This is a genomic window from Paenibacillus macerans (assembly GCF_900454495.1).
Lineage (GTDB): Bacteria > Bacillota > Bacilli > Paenibacillales > Paenibacillaceae > Fontibacillus > Fontibacillus macerans.
Genome location: NZ_UGSI01000001.1, coordinates 1,726,320 through 1,743,697 on the forward strand (window position 1 = coordinate 1,726,320; position 17,378 = coordinate 1,743,697).

The 17,378-nt window shown below is 49.0% G+C and carries 14 protein-coding genes; all 14 read right to left on the bottom strand.

Annotated elements, in window-relative coordinates; genetic code table 11:
• Positions 1-34: 34 nt before the first annotated feature.
• A complete protein-coding gene (locus tag DYE26_RS34510; RefSeq protein ID WP_255309993.1) occupies positions 35-160 on the bottom strand; it encodes a hypothetical protein in 126 nt (41 codons plus the stop codon).
• Entirely contained in the window at positions 161-4,996 is a 4,836-nt protein-coding gene (locus DYE26_RS07900; RefSeq protein WP_051985477.1) for an RCC1 domain-containing protein, read from the bottom strand.
• 156 nt (positions 4,997-5,152) lie between these two features.
• On the bottom strand, positions 5,153-7,756 hold the full coding sequence (locus tag DYE26_RS07905; protein WP_244927434.1) for a winged helix-turn-helix domain-containing protein: 2,604 nt from the start codon (positions 7,754-7,756) through the stop codon (positions 5,153-5,155).
• A gap of 152 nt (positions 7,757-7,908) precedes the next feature.
• Positions 7,909-8,127, bottom strand: a complete 219-nt coding sequence (locus tag DYE26_RS07910; RefSeq protein ID WP_007130946.1) for a hypothetical protein — start codon at positions 8,125-8,127, stop codon at positions 7,909-7,911.
• 7 nt (positions 8,128-8,134) lie between these two features.
• Positions 8,135-9,226: a GerAB/ArcD/ProY family transporter gene (locus tag DYE26_RS07915; protein WP_036623439.1), complete on the bottom strand. Its 1,092-nt coding sequence runs from the start codon at positions 9,224-9,226 to the stop codon at positions 8,135-8,137.
• Positions 9,223-10,407, bottom strand: a complete 1,185-nt coding sequence (locus DYE26_RS07920) for a Ger(x)C family spore germination protein (protein ID WP_036623441.1) — start codon at positions 10,405-10,407, stop codon at positions 9,223-9,225. The genes DYE26_RS07915 and DYE26_RS07920 overlap by 4 nt, the downstream gene beginning before the upstream one ends.
• Positions 10,408-10,422: 15 nt before the next feature.
• Positions 10,423-11,889 (bottom strand): spore germination protein, encoded by a 1,467-nt coding sequence (locus tag DYE26_RS07925; RefSeq protein ID WP_036623449.1) that lies wholly within the window; start codon positions 11,887-11,889, stop codon positions 10,423-10,425.
• 320 nt (positions 11,890-12,209) lie between these two features.
• Positions 12,210-12,494: a type II toxin-antitoxin system HicB family antitoxin gene (locus tag DYE26_RS07930; protein WP_213509925.1), complete on the bottom strand. Its 285-nt coding sequence runs from the start codon at positions 12,492-12,494 to the stop codon at positions 12,210-12,212.
• Between the two features lie 39 nt (positions 12,495-12,533).
• Positions 12,534-12,701 (bottom strand): type II toxin-antitoxin system HicA family toxin, encoded by a 168-nt coding sequence (locus DYE26_RS07935; protein WP_074048767.1) that lies wholly within the window; start codon positions 12,699-12,701, stop codon positions 12,534-12,536.
• Positions 12,702-13,115: 414 nt separating this feature from the next.
• The gene (locus tag DYE26_RS07940; protein ID WP_036623450.1) at positions 13,116-13,517 is read right to left on the bottom strand and encodes an Rrf2 family transcriptional regulator; all 402 of its coding nucleotides are present in this window, start codon (positions 13,515-13,517) and stop codon (positions 13,116-13,118) included.
• A gap of 122 nt (positions 13,518-13,639) precedes the next feature.
• On the bottom strand, positions 13,640-15,025 hold the full coding sequence (locus tag DYE26_RS07945) for a DHA2 family efflux MFS transporter permease subunit (protein WP_036628256.1): 1,386 nt from the start codon (positions 15,023-15,025) through the stop codon (positions 13,640-13,642).
• A gap of 78 nt (positions 15,026-15,103) precedes the next feature.
• Positions 15,104-16,012: a class I SAM-dependent methyltransferase gene (locus tag DYE26_RS07950; protein WP_036628257.1), complete on the bottom strand. Its 909-nt coding sequence runs from the start codon at positions 16,010-16,012 to the stop codon at positions 15,104-15,106.
• A gap of 110 nt (positions 16,013-16,122) precedes the next feature.
• A complete protein-coding gene (locus DYE26_RS07955) occupies positions 16,123-17,025 on the bottom strand; it encodes an NAD(P)/FAD-dependent oxidoreductase (RefSeq protein ID WP_036623451.1) in 903 nt (300 codons plus the stop codon).
• 24 nt (positions 17,026-17,049) lie between these two features.
• A complete protein-coding gene (trxA, locus tag DYE26_RS07960) occupies positions 17,050-17,364 on the bottom strand; it encodes a thioredoxin (protein WP_036623452.1) in 315 nt (104 codons plus the stop codon).
• Positions 17,365-17,378: the final 14 nt, after the last annotated feature.

The window sequence follows — 17,378 nt, forward strand, 5'->3', positions numbered from 1 at the left end:
CCGTCGGTTGAATCGCTTCCAGGTCATATTTCCCTTACTCATATCCAGAGCCTTGTTTAAACGGCTCAACTGCAGATACTTCAACGCCGCCATCGACAAGCATAATGGCCATACAACAAAAAATAGCGAATAACAGATTGAATGTTTTCTTTTTCTCCATTTATATTTCCCACCTATCCAACATTCTGACCAGCATTACAACCGCTTCTGCGCGGCTGGCCTTTTCGTCCGGTACGAAACGGTTTGCGCCGCGGCCATCGACAATGCCAAGTTTGCGGATGGCTTCAACCGCCCCTTTCGCCCACTGCGGAATCGCTTCATCATCGGCAAAACCGGTTGACGCATTATCGTTAAGCTGCTGCTTTAACGCCCGAGCGATCATCATCGCCATCTCCGCACGGGTAATCTGCGCATTTGGCCGGAAGCTGCCATCGCTGTATCCGATCACGATGCCCGCTTGTGCGGCCTGCGCAACGGCTTGCCTGGCCCATCTGCCAATCTGGTCATGATCCGTGAATGTTAGCGCAGCACCGGTACCTTCCAGTTTCATCGCGCCTGCCAGCATCACAGTAAACTCGGCGCGAGTGACCGGGTTATTCGGCTTGAAGGTGCCATCCGGATAACCGCTGACGATCCCTTTCGCTGTGGCGCGCTTGATGTAGTCCTCCGCCCAGTGTCCGGCGATGTCTGTAAATGCAATAACCGGTTCGGTTGTCTTTGGCATTTCACGATATACGGTCAGCGTATAGGTTTTCTTCGTGCCGTCTTCTGCTTGTACCGTGAGCACAATTTTATTGTCGCCTTCCTCCAGATCGACCTGAATTCTATCCGCAACCACCTTGTCCTTCCATACCACTTTCGCCGCGGAGTGGGCTTCTTTGATCACCATCTCAATTCGTTCGCTTTCTGTACGAGCGGTATATTCCGTTGTTTCCGACGCAAATGAGGGACTGAGCTTCAACTGTTTGCCCCCCGCCCATACTTGCAGATCCGCAAGATCCGCATTGTTGGATAACATACGACCGCCCCCGCCACCACCGGAACCTCTGTTACCTCCTGGTGCTCTTGGTGTCGCTGTCGCTGCGTTGGAGAAATCGCTGGCTCCTTCTGCAGAGACAGCCTTCACTGCGAATACATACGTTGTTCCGTTCGTCAATCCGGTGACGATATAGGAGTTCGCTGGAACATTCGATTGAATGAGCTTCCAGTTCGCCGGATCGACCGGAGCTGATGTGCCTTCCGCTTGGTAAACCGCATAAGTCACGCTGCCTGTTCCCGTGACAGCCTCCCACTTTAATGTAACGGAACGATCAGCCGACGAAGCTGTTAAATTCGCCGGTGCAGGTATCGTTGCAATCGTATATTGCTCTTCCATTACATCACTGTCGAGCATACCGTCCTTCGCGGCAATTGCCTTGAGCGTCATCTCTGTTGTCACTTCGATGGGCACGGAATATTCGGTGCTGCTGCTCGCTGGTTCGCTGCCGTCCGTCGTGTAGTAGATTGTTGCTCCCTCGGTCGCCGTGCTCAATGTCACCCTTGTGCCAGACGGAACCGCACCGCCCGCAGGACTTGCCGCCGGCTTCGATACTTGCTCTGGCTGTTCTGCTTGTAAGAGACGCTTCACATGAAGGGTATAGGTGGCTTGCTCTTGTTGATCCTCTGCCGTTACCAGGATGTCAATTCGATTTGAGCCGACCTGCAGCGGTTGTACTCCGCCACGCACAACCTCGCCGACGACTTCATAGTTCGCAGCCGGATCGTAAGGTGCCGCTGTTACGGTCACTTGCTCCGTTGCATAAGGAACCACAACATCGTAGGTATAAATATCCGGATCAAAATGTGCCAACGGTTCTCCGTTCAGAGTAATGCCGCTCAGGCTCGCATTCGTATTCGGCCATACATGAACAGCGATTTTGGCTTGCAACTGTTGTGGATTGCGAACATATCCCGGCAATTGCAACTCCCCTGTAATCTCGTACGTTCCGGCTTGATCCGGGTTATAATCGGCATGCTTCAGATCCCATTTCACATCTGCATCCATCGTGCCAGGCAAGCTCGATAATTGAATTGGAATATGTTCGGGAAGGTATGCCTCCAGCATTTCTGGTGCAACTCCCTTGCCAACCCCGATCGCAACGGGAGATGCGACAGCCGCAACCGTTGTATACGGCGTTTCGGATGTTGGATCCGAATAGCCGCTTTCGCTCTCATCCTTCACGGTCGTTACAGCAAACCAATACAACTTTCCGGCAGTCAAATCGTCGACCGTATAGGACGTTCCTGTTACCGGTCCCTCATCATTGTCAACCATCCATCGGTCGACAACGGGAGTCGTACCTTCGTCAGCTTCTTGCCTATAGACGTTATAGCCATCGACCGCATCGGTTGCCGTCCAACTTAGCTCCACTTCCCCGTCTCCCGCTGTCGCCTGCAGGCCGGTTGGGGGGGCTTCAACGATAAGCGCCAGGGAATGGTAATCGCCACCCGCAATCAACTGAATGTCTGACAAGCCCTCGATTTTCTTTGGCGTGGGTTGATCTTCCGTATCGCCATGCCCTAATTGGCCATACCTACCATATCCAAACGAATACACATCTCCTGACTTCGTTAAAGCAAGGGAATGATTCCCCCCGGCAGCGATCGCCTGAACGTCCGACAAGCTCTCGATTTTCTTTGGCGTGGATTGATCTTCCGTATTGCCATGTCCTAATCGGCCATACATACCGCGTCCAAACGAGTACACGTCTCCTGACTTCGTTAAAGCAAGGGACTGATCTTCCCCGGCAGCTATCGCCTGAATGTCCGCCAAACCCTCGATTTTCTTTGGCGTGAGTTGATTTTCCTTATCGCCATGCCCTAATTGGCCATACATACCGCGTCCAAACGAGTACACGTCTCCTGACTTCGTTAAGGCAAGGGAATGATTATCCCCGGCAGCTATCGCCTGAATGTCCGACAAACCCTCGATTTTCTTTGGCGTGATGAGTTGACTATCCGTATTGCCATGTCCTAATTGGCCATACCTACCATATCCAAACGAATACACATCTCCTGACACCGTTAAAGCAAGGGAATGATTATCCCCGGCAGCTATCGCCTGAATGTCTGACAAGCTCTCGATTTTCTTTGGCGTGTATTGATCTTCCGTATCGCCATGTCCTAATTGACCATACCTCCCCCTTCCAAACGAGTACACGTCTCCTGACTTCGTTAAAGCAAGGGAATGGAAATCGCCAGCCGCAATCGCTTGAATGTCTGACAAACCTTCGATTTTCTTTGGCTTGGGTTGATTTTCCGTATTGCCATGTCCTAATCGGCCATACATACCGCGTCCAAACGAGTATACGTCTCCTGACTTCGTTAAAGCAAGGGAATGTTTACTCCCGGCAGCGATCGCCTGAACGTCCGACAAGCTCTCGATTTTCTTTGGCTCGAGTTGATTTTTCTTATCACCATGTCCTAATTGGCCATAATCATCAAGTCCGAACGAAAATACGCCGGGGACAGGTGTGCTCTCGCTCACCGTTACGCTGAGCGTTGCATCGCTTCCTGCACTGAACGTAAAGACCAATTTAGTCGTACCGATCGGCAGGTTAACCAGGTATTCTTTTGTAATGGTGACGATATTGTCAGTTACGTTGTAATCCGTGCCTTTCAATAACGATGTTGTACCATTCGTAATATCTATGAGCGTATTGCCATTCAACTCCATCGTGACAGTGATATCACGTTGATTCAGGATGTTCTTGTCGAACGACGCCTCGTCCGGATCAATGGTGCTGTCTTGCTCTTCAACGGCAAGCGCTAGGGAATGATTGGCCCCGGCAGCTATCGCTTGAATGTCCGTCAAACCTTCGATTTTCTTTGGCTCGAGTTGATTGGCCGTATCGCCATGCCCTAATCCAGACGTACCGTTTCCAAACGAGTATACGTCGCCTGACTTCGTTAAAGCAAGGGAATGGAAATCGCCTGCCGCAATCGCCTGAATGTCCTTCAACCCCTCGATTTTCTTCGGCGTGAGTTGATCATCCGTATCGCCATGGCCTAATTGGCCAGTATTACCCCTTCCGAACGAGTACACCTCTCCGGACTTCGTTAAAGCAAGGGAGTGATTAGCCCCGGCAGCTACCGCCTGAATGTCCGACAAATCCTCGATTTTCTTCGGCGTGAGTTGATTTTCCGTATCACCATGTCCCAATTGGCCATGCAGCCCCCATCCAAACGAGTACACGTCGCCTGATTTCGTTAAAGCAAGGGAATGATTCCCCCCGGCAGCGATCGCCTGAATGTCCGACAAATCCTCGATTTTCTTCGGCTCGAGTTGACTATCCGTATCGCCATGGCCTAATCGGCCAGAATTACCCATTCCAAACGAGTACACCTCTCCGGACTTCGTTAAAGCAAGGGAATGATTCCCCCCGGCAGCGATCGCCTGAACGTCCGACAAGCTCTCGATTTTCTTTGGCGTGGATTGATCTTCCGTATTGCCATGTCCTAATCCAGACGTACCGTTTCCAAACGAGTATACGTCGCCTGACTTCGTTAAAGCAAGGGAATGGAAATCGCCAGCCGCAATCGCTTGAATGTCTGACAAACCTTCGATTTTCTTCGGCTCGAGTTGACTATCTGTATCGCCATGGCCTAATCGGCCAAACAGCCCCAATCCGAACGAGTACACATCTCCTGACTTCGTTAAAGCAAGGGAATGATTAGTCCCGGCAGCGATCGCCTGAATGTCCGACAAACCTTCGATTTTCTTTGGCGCGAGTTGATTGGCCGTATCGCCATGTCCTAATTTGCCATACATACCCATTCCGAACGAAAATACGCTGACCAAGTTTGCATTTGTCTCTGATTCTTTAGCAGACACGTTGCCATAGGGGACTGAAATCAGAAACGACTGGATGAGCAGCACAGCGATGCACAGCTTCACCAAGCCGTTCCCCCTAGTGCTTGTATATGATGGTTTCATGCTTTTTCCCCATGGATTCATCTCTAACAAATCCTCCTTCAGGTTAATCTCTTCATAGCTTCATCCGATTTATTATACAAACTTCCAATCCCTTTGTGATCAACCCTGCCTGGCACAAAAGATCAAAAAGGTTGAGCAGGGAGGTGGAGATGATTTATGCAAAAAAAGAGGAACGAGTCAGAACAACTGCAGTGTTCTGGCACGTTCCAACGCTTGTAATCGATTTTTGCTCTGTAATTTGCCGTAGATATTGTTAATATGTGTTTTTACGGTCGCCAGGGAAACATTCAGTTTGAGCGCGATTTCTTTATTAGACATTCCCGTTTCCATCAACCGAAGCACTCTTTGTTCTCTGGCTGTTAAAACAACCACCGTTCCTTCATGGGGAGTACCGGCTTCCCTTTCGACTTGCGGAATCAGTCTTCGCAGCCGTTTCACATAGGATAAAGACACCTTATGGCTGGGGCGGCGATGCTGATGTTGGCGCAATCGGATATAGTGATCCAGCAATTGCCCAAGAGGTGCCCCTTCGTCGACAAAGGTCCGGATATACCCTTCCGGCCGCGCCAATGCCAGCGCTTCTTCCAGTACGTCCATGGAGTCCGAAATCCTTCCTTGTAAGGACAGGATCATACTCTTATGAACGAGCAGACGAATTCGGTCGCTTTGCCGTCCTTCTTCTATTGACAGCTGGAGCAGTCGTTCCGTCAATGCTGCGGCTTCTTCCATTTTTCCTTGCTCCGCCAATATAGAAGCGAGTACATCATATTCCTTGATCATGGATAGCGGAATTTCATCACGGAATCGGAGGCCGCTCTTTCTCAGCCATTGTCTCACCGGTTTCTCGTCTCTTTTCATCCGGCCCAGCATGGCTCGAAACAAGGCGATTTTCCCGGACAAACGGGAATTCGTCGTCTCGGACGTGAGCCGGGCTAACTCGCGTAATATTTGATTTGACGTCTCCTCGTCTCCTTGTACAGCGGCAATACGGGCGAGCCATAGCGCCGCGATGGTCATCAGGCTTATATTATGATGCGTTCTTCCAATATCATAGGCTTGGCGCATCACCTTTTCCGCTTCGACCAAGCGATTTCGTTCGTACTGCATTTTGCCTAAGTCGATATAGAGATGAGCGACAAAATAAATATTTCGGGTTTCGGACCAAATCGAAAGCAGAGGAGTCAGTACCTGTTCCGCCAGTTGAAGGCTGTCATCCGACACGTAGATGTCAAACACCGGATGATAACCGTCCCGGTCGCTCCCGAACCCGATCAAAAATTCGCCTTCCGCATGTTTCTCGACATATTCCTTTGAAAATTGAACGGCATATTCAAATTCACGCTCCATAAACGTGCGAAATGCGGCCAGAAAAGCAAGTCCGGCATGTAATGTTTCGGTTGCCGAAGAAGGAAGGGAAGCGGTGTTCTCTTCCAGCCAGCGAACCGCTTGCCAATACCCGTCTGTGGCCGCTTCGACATGCCCGGACATGTATTGGGAGGCAAGCTTTGTCAACAGCATCATCGGCCTGGCAAATAACAGCGTGTCGGGAATTGCGCTCAACCACGTGCAAAGCGTCGTCCATTCCTTGTCCATCAGTTCCTGTGCAATTTTCTCTATCAATGATAGCGCATGTTCATAACCGGCAGCCGCAAGGTAATGATCCACCGCTTCATGTGGATAACCGTTCTTTTCAAGCCATTTTCCTGCTGTCATATGATAGGTTTTCCATTGCCGCGGCTCGCGTATTTTCAACTGCGCTGTCAAAAATTGCCGGAATAAATGATGATACCTGTACCACTCCCTCCGCTGGTCCAAAGCGACAAGAAACAAGCTTTCCTTGTCTAATTGTTGCAGATACGCATCACTTTCGGCTATACCGGTTACCGCTTGACAAAGTTCGCCCGTCATCCGATCCAAAATCGATGTATAGAGTAAAAAATGCTGCATCGTTTCGGATTGAAGGGAAAACACTTCATCGAAGAAGTAATCCGATATATCACGTTCCGTTCCCGCCATCTTCCAGACCAGCGACGCGGGATCAGCATGTTCATGTAACGACAAGATCGCCAGTCGCATCGCAGCTGCCCATCCCTCCGTCTTTTTTTGTACGACAGCCGCGTCTTCATTGGATAATTGTATGCCACCGCACTTCGCAAAAAATTCGGTCGTTTCGTCCGGCGCAAACCGGAGATCGCTCGCATCCAACGAGATCAGCCTATTTTCTGCTCGTAGTCTGGAAAGAGGAAGCGCTGGAGGATTTCGGCTTGCGAGATAGAGATGGACATGTGGCGGCAAACGTTCCAGCAGATAAGTGACCCCCTTCAAGATTGATTCTTCTTCGATATGATGAAAGTCATCCCAAACGAGCACCGTTGTTTGCGAGATACGATGAAGCCCGTTGACGAGCGCGGCAATCAGTGAAACTCCCGATGGATCTTCCACGGCATGACGAAGCACGGCCTGTTCGTTAAAAGACGGATAAGCTTGTTTTAACGCTGCAAGGGTATGTGCCCAGAAGCGCATGCGATCATTATCCCCTTGATCAAGCGAGACCCAGGCGACGGGATTTTCCAGCGTCATCACCCACTCGCCGAGCAATGTCGTTTTGCCATAGCCGGCTGGAGCTGTGATCAACGTAAGCGTGCGATCCAACCCTTCATGCAAAAGCCGGGTGAGACGGGAACGCGCAACAAGCGAGCTTCGCGATCGGGGAATATGAAGTTTCGTGGCTATGATCATGGTTAGCCCCTCCCTTTGACTATAAGCATCAGGAATGAACATTTTCCTTACCATTTTACCAAAAATCTTTTATTTTGGCGGGGCTATCCCTGGTTACACAACGCGGAAAAGTTATGATGTTGACTATTCACAAGGATTGGCGGATCATAGTAGTACAGAACCGGGAAGAACCCGCGAAACTGCCCCTTCTGCGTTCATATCATCGTCGTTGAAATGGATTTTAACATTTCAATCATTCTTTCAATAAAAATCGTAATGATAAAAGGACGATGATTCACGATACAAATCCATAATCCGTATCCAATAACAGATACAGCCCCAAAAACTGCTGCATCCCGATAAAGTCTCTTTCGAAGCAATCCCAACATCGGCAAACCTATCAAAGGCGCCAGCAGGATGTGAAGCATCAACATGTTCAATTCATCCTCCTTTTCGCTTCTCGAACGTGCGTTTGACCCATGTTGTCACTAGCAACAAAAAGGGGATCAGTAGAACAAAGAAACTGTCATATATGAATGTATATTTTTCATCCCATTCCTCGTTTTGGATCGGGTTTTCATAGATGGACAAGGCGGTCGCCGACAACAAAATCGTCAAACCCAGAAAATGAGGCCACCGGGTTTTTGGACGAAATACTTGACGCAGCGTTTCGGAAGCTCCGTAAACGAGTACCAACAGCTTGATAAAAATCAGAATCAGTAAAATAACGGAGATAATGGAATGGATGTTGACGATCACCTCTCCGATGGAAATTTCCTGCACGGTCGTATACACTGGAAAGGTAAGTTGTGACGCCCTCTCCACTCCTAATAAACCGATAATCATAAACAAGGTCATGCTAAGAGAAAGGGAAGCGGTCATCAACCCAAGCAAAAAGGGGCGTGTTGCCCCCTGTTTGACCAGCGGAAACAATATCGTGAGCGCAATAGTTTCCATATAGGGAAAGCCCAAAAAGGAATGGTATTGCAGGATGGCTCCCAGGTCGGAATGGAAAGCTGGCTGAAGTCTTCCCCAATCCCAGTTCACCATTGCCAGCAACAGAACAAACCAGAACGGGAAGAACAAAAACGGAGTGATGATTTGATTTAATCGTCCGATGGCTTCCGTCCCCTGAGCGACCGTGTAAAAGGCGACAAGCAAAAACATGACGTGAAAAACGGTTTTCGGCGTCTCCGGCATGATGGTTCCATTTAAAAAATCGCTTAAATTTCGAAGAGCCCATCCAGCCAAAATACAGAAATAAAGAAAATACAGGACGGAAACAAGCGTTCCCAGAGAACGTCCCCAAGCTTCCAGCGGGATTTGCACCAGACTTTTGCCCGGGTAATATCGGAAAAGAAAAATCCAGAACAGACCGACGAGTATGCCAAAACTTCCTGCCCACAAGGGCATGAGCCAGGCATCCTGTCCCGCCTGTACGACCAGCCGCCCGATCAGCACGAAAAGGGTGGTTCCGAGGATATAATTGATTGTCAGCAGATAAAACTGGAATCGGGAAATCATTGGCTTCATCCTGTTCCTCCATAAGGTTGACTCATGCTTCCCGTTCGGAGCAGCCGGGTATTTGCACGAATCTCAATTTGCGCATTTTTCGCCGCTTGGTCGATATCCGGATGATTTGGCGTTTGTTTGCGCAACAAGTCGTTGATGCTTAACAGATCCCAGCCACGCTCCCTTATCATTTGATAGAAAGCAAGCGACTCGTCTGCTATGATCTGATTCAGTCTGTTTTCAAGTCTCTCCACCTCGTTCCGAGACTTCGGGACGAACTCGATTGTATAGGCAGTGGAAAGTTCGAGGTCCAAGCGGATCCGAACGACAGGTTGATCGGATTTCCAGAAGACCTCACGTTTTATGCGAACCAGTCTCAATTCCACGGATACCTGTTTTCCTTCCACCTGAAACTGTCGCACGTGGCGACCTCGATCGCCATTTAGCAAATGGTACCAGACCAGCTGCGTATCATTCAGTTTGCCCGCCATGCGATAATCACGGAAAACCGCCCCGCCTCGGATGATAAAGTTGTTTTGATTGGCGTCGATATCCGCCGACCTTTCCCCGCTGTTGGAAGAAGGTGCCTCTGTCATTCCGGTGATCAACGGTAATACGATCGTATCCAACTTTTCCATCCGTTCAATCACATCACTGACCTTGATCTGTTTTCCCACTAGGAGCGAATTCCGGATCAGCAGGTCGACCCTGGAATCGATCGTGTCAGACGGCACCCGCTCCAGGGGAGTTAATGTTCTCATGACCTGAGATAACGGTCCGTCGACGATCAGCATCGGGACCGACGAGCGGCCGTTGGGTTGCATTTCGATAAAGTTGACAATATCGCGCATGTTTTGTTTGGCGGCCCGCTGGGAAACGAGCAGCACCTTGCAGTGGGCCATAAATAACTTGCGCGGCAACATTTTGTAAATCCTAGATTTGATTTCTCCAAAAGACGATCCACTGATTTCGTAAGTGTACACAGGGGCTTGTTCGCCTCCCGGCGTACCTTTGGCGGAAGTGCCGCTGAGCGGGTTGATGATCTGGTAATACACGGTTATTTTGTCGCTCTCCGGATCGCTGTCCACCCCCATCATACTGACCAGCGCCAGTTCGTTCATCTCCGTCCTGTCCCAGCAAGCCGTAAGCAGGGCGGTAAACATCATCAGGATGAACAGACCCGCTGCATACCGGTTGGTCATGTTTGTTCCTCCAGATTACCTTTTTCTCTTCATATTCCGAATATATCCGGGCAGACCGTTCGGATCCAGCCAGGGCCGGGGCAGCCGCACCAACACATCTTTCCAATCGGTTCCTATGGACGGGGAAGCGGGAGTGAAGTAAGGAACGCCAAATGACTTAAGCGACACCAGATGGGCAACCAGAAACAGGGCACCGCATAAAATGCCGAAAAGGCCCATAAAGCCGGCCAACAGCACGAACGAAAAGCGAAGCAGGCGTTGTGACATGCCGAAGCTGTAAACCGGAACGACAAAATTGGTGATGCCGGTTATGGCAACGACAATGACAATCGCGGCGGAAATGAGACCGGCTTCCACCGCCGCCTGCCCCAGTACAATCGCCCCCACGATCGAAAGCGCCTGTCCGACCGCCCGCGGAATGCGCAGCCCCGCCTCCCGGATAATTTCAAACACGACTTCCATTAACAACACTTCGAAGATGGCGGGAAAGGGGACCCCTTCCCGCTGGGCGGACAAACTGATCAGGAGTTGGGTCGGGATCAGTTCCTGTTGGAACGTCGTGGCCGCGACATACAAGGAAGGGACGAACACGGCCGTAAAAAAGGAAATCAACCGAATCCAGCGAATAAACGTGGCGATGTCCGCTCGCTGATAATAATCTTCAGGAGAACTGAAAAACTCGAAAAACGTCATGGGGGCAAGCAGGACGTTGGGCGTTCCGTCCACCATCACGGCCACTTTACCATCCAGCAACTGGGCAGCTACCATATCAGGGCGTTCGGTGTTGGTAAGCGTCGGAAAAGGAGACCAAATCCGGTCCTGGATGAATTCCTCCACATAAGCGCTTTCCAGCACACTGTCCGTCCGGATGGCTGACAATCTGCCGCGCACTTCCCGGACCAGCGATTCCGGGGCGAGGTTCTCCATGTACACCATAAGCAAAGTCGTCCCGGTTTGATTGCCGATGTTCATTTTATCAAACCGGAGGAATGGGTTGCGGATTCGTTTGCGGACAAGCCCCACATTGGTCAGAATGCTTTCCGTAAACCCTTCGTGCGGGCCGCGAATGGTCGATTCCGTCTTCGGTTCTTCAACGGAGCGTTGTTTGGGTTCAGTCACATTGATGAGACAAACGCGCTCCCTTGCAAAATCGGTTAGTGCGCAATGGCCTGCAAGGAGAGCTTGTACGGCATGTTCCCGCAACTGTTCATATGGATCGAAAAAGGAAAATTCACGCAAAAAACCGCTCTCGGCGGAACGAGACGCTTCCCCTTCGGAAAACGTATGTTCCGTGAACGATTTCAAAATGTATTCGTCAATCGATTTTTTATTGACCATCGATTCCAGATACAGGCACTGCACGGTTTGTTCCCCTTGGGCAAACAAGGATCGGCAGACCAAGTCTGGAGGGAACCCGAGGGCTGATTGAATGTCTCCGAAAAAATCATTCTTGATCGATTGATTTTGTTTTTTTCCTGCCATCGACGAACCTCCAGATTCTCACATCTCATCATTATCATTGTTTCCTATTGGGTGGATTCTTATTCCATTGGCAGTTATGCTGTTGCAAATTATCGTGAGGTGAAATCCATACGAGACATTCAAGAAAACGTCCAAGCCGGGAAAGGTTGCGCCGGGAGTGCGAATGTGACTGTGTAGGAAGCACTTCGCATCGTTCACGCGATCAATGCCCAATTCCTGCATCAGCTTGGATTGCAGTGCCTGTGAAAAGTTAATGCCCTTCTCCAGCGCGGCGGCGTTCAGCCAAGCCGGAAGCGTGACCGTCCGATTGACAGAACGGTTCACTTGCGCCTGCGGATAGATGGCATATAGACATCAATCAGCACAGCGCGTTCGTTCGCTTGCGTGGTTTGAATCTGGGAAAGCGGCGTTGGAGCGGGAATAGGTTCGCCATCTTCTTCCAGCCCGTACAGGACAATGCCGAGCAGTTCCCGCGCGGACAAAAGCGCATCGTGATCGTCCGTTCCGCTTGTCGCGCAATCCAGATCAGGGAAAACAACAGCGATTTCCTTGCCGGGGTCATAAGTGAAAACGGCAGGGTAGAAATATCGCTCCGGCTTCTTCATGTCGGATACCTCCTTTGAATGGTCGGGAGGGAGCCGGGGCTATTCAAACTTTAACCCCGACCGCCGTTCAATGCTTTTGAGCGTAGGAACGGGAATGTCTTTGTCAGGATGTTTGACGGTTGTTCGTCCCTTTTGGGTTGGGTGCTTGAACTGGTGATGACTTCCCGAGAAAAATCCACGGTAACAAATACTATTATATTTGTCAATTGAGAACGCAAACTAATCCGCCTTTTTAAGGTATCTTCCAAGTCTTGAACCAGTAACGATATTGTCCGAACGTCGGCAATTTATCCTGCGGAGGAAGAATAGGGACGAGTGCTTTCCCGTCTAATACTTTATTTTTCAGTCCATCATCCCGATTCCTGACCCATCATTTCACGAATTAAACCAGACCCTCCAGGCTCCTGCATTCGACAAGTTTCCGAATATGCAAAAGAAGAGCTCTCGATTCACCATTAAGGTATATCGAGAGCTCTTCTTCGCGACATCGATGCGGTCGAGAGGACAATGGTATCAATCTAACGCAGCACAATCTTGTTCAATGCCGTTTGTATATCTTCCTTTCATGCTTTTCCCAAACGGTTTAATAAAATAAACCATTCTCATAAAAACAGTTTTTCTTCAAAGAACTACCGTCATTTTCTTAGCAATCTCAGATAATTTTTGGTTTTTTAAAAAGTCCTCCATTTTCTCTTCAGCCGATACCATCACCTTCTGAACTAAACACTCTGATCCATGATTCATTTCACAGTCGAATAAGGAGGCGGAGCCTTCAATGGCATGAATCACGTCGAGAAACGAGATTTCTTCCCAATTCCGTTTTAAGCGATATCCACCATTGGCTCCTGAAGTCGATTCAATCATTCCTGCCTTGACCAGCTTGGTAAGGATTTTGGATAAATACGTTGGAGAAACCTCTTGTCTCTCCGCCAATTGCTGTACGCCGATAAGTTTGTTCGGCGGGAATGCGGCAAGAAAGAGCATCGTATGAAGAGCATAGTTTGTCGCTTTAGAAAATTTCATAACGTGATGTTCACCTCAATTATGGACTTTATGTGCCCATAATAACTTTTTATATTGGCTTATGTCAAATATCGCCTCCCTTATTACTCCTTTATTCGTTGTAACTGGCAACACTCCAAGACCTACGATTCCACTGAACCTTTACCATATGGAACAAAGAAAGTAAGAAGAAAACCACTCGCTGCAACGAGGGCTAGTGACCAAAACGCGGCTTGAATTCCTTGATGCATATTGATCGGAAAAGAGAATGAGCTATAATCTGCGGTAATTGTCACCAGGGTGATGAGCAGTGCCCCGCCCATTGACATGCCCAATGTACGTATGGCCGTGGTCATCGGCGAAGCGTAATTCATCATCGAATTCGGCAAGCTCGCCATGGCAAAAGCAGTAATTGGGGTCATCATAAAACCGACCCCGGTCATAAGCAACGCATATAACCCTACCAACAGACCATACGGAGCGTGAATCGATAGCGCTATCGTTAATAGAGCCGTTACGGCGGCTATCCCGAAGAAGCCGATCCGAATCAAATAGCGACCGCCATAACGGTCGTAGATTTTACCCGATACCACTCCGGACACCCCCATCAGCAATGCACCTGGGAGCAGCATTAGCCCCGATTCTCTAGGCAGTAGTCCCCTGACATTTTGTGCATATATCGGGAGCAGCAGTTCCACCCCGGCCATCACAATGAACAGGACTACGCCTATAATCGATGCATAAGTAAATCTCGGGTAACGAAATACGTTGAAATCAAGCAAAGGGACGGCCAGTTTGAATTGGCGCTTCACAAACAGAAACGACAGTGCGAATCCCACGATAAGGAAGGTCAGCGCAAGCTGAATCCCTTTTCCCTGATCGCTAAGGATACTAAATCCATACAACAGACTGCCGAAGCCCAAACTTGAATAAAGAATCGATCTCCAGTCCAATTTCGCTTTATGCGTATCCCAAACGTTTTCCAAGCAATAATAGGCGACAAACAGGTTCGCGATCGCTATGGGCGCCACCCCATAGAATAAGATTCTCCAAGAATGATGTTGAATCACGAAGCCGGAAATCGTCGGCCCCAGTGCAGGGGCGAGTCCCACAATGAGACTGGCCAGTCCCATCGCTGCCCCGAGTTTTTCCTTTGGGAACACTAGGATAATCGTATTCAGGAACACCGGTACCAGCAATCCGGCGCCAATCCCCTGAATAATTCGTCCGCTTAGGATCAATGTGAAGTCGACGGAGAAGCCGGCAATTAGCGTCCCTGTCGTAAAGGCCCCAGCGGATGCGAAAAACAGGGTTCGCGTCGAGTATTTTCCGATCAGGAATCCCGTCACAGGGATGACAATTCCAGAAACCAGAAGATAGACGGTGATCAGCCATTGCGCCCGATTGACCTGGATTCCAAGGTCAAGCATCATTTGTGGCAAAGCCGTGTTCAGCATGGTTTGCATGAGTTGTGCCAAAAAATTCGCGACGATTAGAGATGCGACAATGATTACAGGTTTTCTTTTCATAACGTTCCTCAATTTACTACAGACACTCCAGTTTGTAGATATTACAGATATTTTTTGTCCATTATATAGTTAAAGAAATTACTTATGGGAAAATTCTTGGACACCGGTGTACATGCTCTGATCCTTCAACTGAATAAGCACCTTGCCAAAACGCCCACCCTGCTGGATGACAACCTTATCCGTCGGATAGGTCCGTTCCAAATAATTGGCTATGATTTTCCTGTTCTGGTCGTCCGCAGGCAAACCGAAGATTCTCAGCCATTCCATCACCTCCTGGAGCGCCGTGTCTCTAGGTACCTCTGTAGATTTCATTTCCCGGGTTACGAGCGACTGATAGGAATACCCTTTGAGATACAGTAAATGGAGCAAATAAGCCATTTCCAAATGTTCCGTTTTCATGGGCTGATCAGTGACCAAAGGCCAAATCTCTTTTACCAGACTGTGCTCCCTGGAGCCGACAGACAGGCTGATATAGCAATACTGTCGTGCGCAGCTCAGCACTTTCTCCACACTCTCCCAGTCGGCAATAACCGGGCACATGGAGACAAATACGAAATCAAAGGCTTTTTCCCACCCCTTTGCTTGAATATCAATGTCTTCAAAAGGCTCAGCCACAATCTCTACATTCCCGTTCTTTAATCCCGTTATATTACTTTTCAAGAGCTCAACTAATGGAAGACTAGGCTCCACAGAAGTAACACTAGCCCCTCTCTCCGCAAACGGCACTGTAAATCCGCCTGAGGCCGCTCCAATGTCTAATATGGAGGTATCTTTAAATGTCACACCCTGACTTTCCAGCCAATTCATTATCCGTTTTGTTCTTCGCCTGCCTTCTTCGCTAAACGCCTGCTCGTTAAATGACTTTGCCCTATGGTCAAAAGTATGTGCTGGATCAATTCCAACTTTTTTCATTTTGCTAATCGCTGTATCTGGATCCTTCTTCCAAGCTGCTTCCCAAACGGCATCATTAAAAAAATCGTTCGTCATCATCCTCTTCATCCCTTTCTGTTTGATGCAGTCATTACACTTATGACTTTTGAAAAAAGTCCTTCTCTCTAAGAAACTTTTCCCCAAGAGAAGGACATGTCCACTTAGAGCTAAACGAAATCCTCTTCGGTCAGCTCCATGTTGATGCCAATCGCCGCTTTGCTTCCGCCTGCTGCGGCATAAATCAACTGGGAAGGCATGACGTAAGCTGCATCCCCGGCGGCATACACACCTGGAACCGAGCTTTTGCCCCACTCATTTGTGGCGATACCGCCAAACTCATTTACCTCATAACCAAGCGAACCCTGAAAAGACGCCTTCGGTTTCCATTCCGGTGTAATGAATCCTCCCGTTCTCTCGATTCGCGTGCCATCTGCAAATTCCACCTGCCGCAATTTCCCCTCATGACCGATAAACATCGTTACTGCTTGTTCAACCACTTCGATGTTTCTGGATTTCAACAGTTGTTTTTGATCGTTGTCCAGAACCGCATGCCCATTTGTACAAACCACAAGATCTTTACTCCAGGTATAGAGCAGCTTGGCCATATGAAACACTCCAGAGTTCTCGGAAACAACAATTAGCGGCTGATCTCGAAGCTCCCAACCATCGCAGTAGGGACAACTGAACAAACTTGTTCCATAACAATCACGCAAACCTGGAATATCCGGGAAAATCTCCCTAAGTCCAGTGGTGATCAGTAATTTGCGTGCTTCAATCCGTTTTCCGGTTGACGCCACGGCGACGAACCTGTGATCAGTCCGGTGAATCTCGGTTACCTCCCAAGGTAAAAGTTCAACGGAGGGATACCCCAGAACCTCCTCATATGCAATACGCCTAAACTCGGCGGGTGTCACACCGTCTCTTGTTATAAATCCATGAGAGGCATGTGTAACCGCATTTCGGGGCTGGCTGTTATCAAATAACGCAACACTGCGTCTGGCCCGCCCAAGTACCAGAGCCGCATTGAGTCCTGCCGGGCCTCCGCCGATAATAGCACAATCATAAATCAAAAGAATCTCCCCTTTTTTGTTGATTTATTTGGAGCCAACAAGCTGCTGCAGTTCACCTTTCGACAATATGCCTATTTCTTTATATAGAGGCTGTCCATCTTTGAATATAATGGTTGTCGGGATGCTCATAATCTGAAATTGTGAAGAGGTTACCGGATTTTCGTCTACATTAACTTTAACGACTTTAATGGAATCATTTGCTTCCCTTTCAAACTCCTCTAATACAGGTGCAAACATTCTGCATGGACCGCACCAAGCGGCCCAAAAATTCACTACTGTTATACCTTCCGTTTGCACCATCTCATTAAAAGTAGAATCTTTCGCATGTTGAATAGCCATCGTGATCTTCCTTT

What these genes read in the sequence shown, in the direction of transcription:
- trxA (WP_036623452.1), bottom strand. Translation starts at nt 17,364, where the DNA reads ATGGCTATTCAACATGCGAAAGATTCTACTTTTAATGAGATGGTGCAA.
- DYE26_RS07950 (WP_036628257.1), bottom strand. Translation starts at nt 16,012, where the DNA reads ATGACGAACGATTTTTTTAATGATGCCGTTTGGGAAGCAGCTTGGAAG.
- DYE26_RS07940 (WP_036623450.1), bottom strand. Translation starts at nt 13,517, where the DNA reads ATGAAATTTTCTAAAGCGACAAACTATGCTCTTCATACGATGCTCTTT.
- DYE26_RS07915 (WP_036623439.1), bottom strand. Translation starts at nt 9,226, where the DNA reads ATGAAGCCAATGATTTCCCGATTCCAGTTTTATCTGCTGACAATCAAT.
- DYE26_RS07945 (WP_036628256.1), bottom strand. Translation starts at nt 15,025, where the DNA reads ATGAAAAGAAAACCTGTAATCATTGTCGCATCTCTAATCGTCGCGAAT.
- DYE26_RS07930 (WP_213509925.1), bottom strand. Translation starts at nt 12,494, where the DNA reads ATGAAGAAGCCGGAGCGATATTTCTACCCTGCCGTTTTCACTTATGAC.
- DYE26_RS07920 (WP_036623441.1), bottom strand. Translation starts at nt 10,407, where the DNA reads ATGACCAACCGGTATGCAGCGGGTCTGTTCATCCTGATGATGTTTACC.
- DYE26_RS34510 (WP_255309993.1), bottom strand. Translation starts at nt 160, where the DNA reads ATGGAGAAAAAGAAAACATTCAATCTGTTATTCGCTATTTTTTGTTGT.
- DYE26_RS07900 (WP_051985477.1), bottom strand. Translation starts at nt 4,996, where the DNA reads ATGAATCCATGGGGAAAAAGCATGAAACCATCATATACAAGCACTAGG.
- DYE26_RS07905 (WP_244927434.1), bottom strand. Translation starts at nt 7,756, where the DNA reads ATGTTCATTCCTGATGCTTATAGTCAAAGGGAGGGGCTAACCATGATC.
- DYE26_RS07910 (WP_007130946.1), bottom strand. Translation starts at nt 8,127, where the DNA reads ATGTTGATGCTTCACATCCTGCTGGCGCCTTTGATAGGTTTGCCGATG.
- DYE26_RS07925 (WP_036623449.1), bottom strand. Translation starts at nt 11,889, where the DNA reads ATGGCAGGAAAAAAACAAAATCAATCGATCAAGAATGATTTTTTCGGA.